This window comes from Propionivibrio limicola (genome assembly GCF_009469695.1).
In the GTDB taxonomy this organism is placed as follows: Bacteria; Pseudomonadota; Gammaproteobacteria; order Burkholderiales; family Rhodocyclaceae; genus Propionivibrio; species Propionivibrio limicola.
Window position 1 is genome coordinate 1 of record NZ_SSSR01000041.1, and the last position, 1,799, is coordinate 1,799.

Consider the following 1,799-nt stretch of genomic DNA (forward strand, 5'->3'; position numbering starts at 1 on the left):
TCCGGGAAGAAGATCATCAGCAGCAGCACGATGGAGTGCGAGAGCAGGAACGGCGCGACGCCCTTGACGACTTTGGTCATGTCGCTCTTCGTCGCACCGGCCACAACGTTCAGCACGGTGCCCACCGGTGGGGTGATCAGACCGATCGAGCCGCAGACGATGAAGATCACGCCGAAGTAGATCTCGTTGATGCCAGCCTGCTTGGCGACCGGCAGCAGCACCGGCGTCAGGATCAGGATGATCGGCGACAGGTCCATGACGCAACCGACAGCGAACAGGATCGCGACGATGGCCAGCAGCAGCAGCGTCTGGCTGCCCATCAGCGGCGTCAGCAGTTCAACCATCTGCCCCGGCAAGTCGGCAATCGTGATCAGCCAGGCCGCGGCCAGTGCGGCGGCAACGAGGAACATGACGATGCCGGTGCTCTTGGTGGCCGTGACCAGCACGTGGTAAATCTCGGAGATCTTCAGTTCCTTATAGATGAAGACGGCGACGAACAGCGCATAAACGGCCGCAACCACAGCGGCTTCGGTCGGCGTGAAGATGCCGAACTTCAGACCGAAGATGATGATGCCTGGCAGCATCAGCGCCCAGATGCCTTCCTTGAGCGCGGAGGCAAATTCACCCGCCGAGGCTTTCTCACTGACTTGCAGATCGGAGTTGCGGTTGATGAACCACCAGGTGAAGGCCAGACCGCCGCCCATCAGGATGCCCGGCACGATACCGGCGAGGAACAGCTTGGAGATCGAGACGCCCCCGGCCACACCGAACAGGATGAACGGAATCGACGGCGGGATGATCGGGCCGATGATACCGCCCGCACACACCAGGCCGCACGACTGGCCTTGCGAGTGACCCGCGGCCATCATCATCGGTACGAGCAACGTGGCCAGCGCGGCCGCATCCGCCACGGCCGAGCCGGACAAGCTGGCGAGCAGCACCGAGGCGACGATGGCGACGTAGCCGAGACCGCCGCGCTTGTGGCCGACGAGGGCCAGCGCGACCTTGACGATGCGCTGCGAGAGGCCGCCGGCGTTCATGACTTCGCCGGCGAGCAGGAAGAACGGTACCGCCATCAGGGTGAACGAGGTCGTGCCGTTGATCAGGTTCTGCGCGATGATCTGCGCGTCGAACATGTCGAGGTGGAACATCAGGCCGACGGCGGCGCCCAGCAGGGCGAACGCAATCGGCATACCGATGATCATGCCGCCCATCAGGGCCGCCAGAAAAACAAGAATAGTCATTGTCTGTTGTCCTTACGGGATTAGTGCTTGAGGTGCTCGGTTTCGTGGAGCTCTTCAATTTCAGCCATGGCTTCGTCGGCTTCCGAGCTGAGCGTGTGCGTCAACTGGCCGGTAGCGATCTTGATCAGGTCGGCGAGCAGCACGAAGATGGCGCCCACGCTGAAGACGATGCCGATGCCGTACAACAGGCCCTGCGAGAGACCCGAGGCCGGAGCCATGTTTTCAAGGTTGATGATGGTCTGCTGCCAGCTGCCGTAGCCGAATATGGCCATGAAGCCGATCATGATGACCTGGGCGGCGCAAAGCAGAAGCTTTTGCACACCGGCCGGCATCTTTTTGAGAACGCCGTCGAAGCCGAGGTGGCCGTGGTCGCGCAGGGCGACGAGGCCAGCCGTGTAGGTCATCCAGGTCAGGCACCAGGACGATAGCTCTTCGGAGACGGTAATCCCCGAGTTAAACGCGTAACGCAGGACAACGTTGCCGAAAACCATCACGATCATCGCGACCAGAAACAGCGCGGCGAGGATTTTCAGCAGGTGGAACAACATATCTGCA

General features: G+C 61.5%; 2 protein-coding genes. Both read right to left on the reverse strand.

Features of this window, described 5'->3' with window-relative positions:
• Window positions 1-1,244: TRAP transporter large permease subunit (locus tag GH659_RS14700; protein WP_153112185.1), on the reverse strand; the 1,244-nt coding region annotated here is incomplete at its 3' end.
• 20 nt (window positions 1,245-1,264) lie between these two features.
• A partial coding sequence (locus GH659_RS14705) for a TRAP transporter small permease (RefSeq protein ID WP_153112186.1) occupies window positions 1,265-1,799 on the reverse strand: 535 nt, incomplete at its 5' end.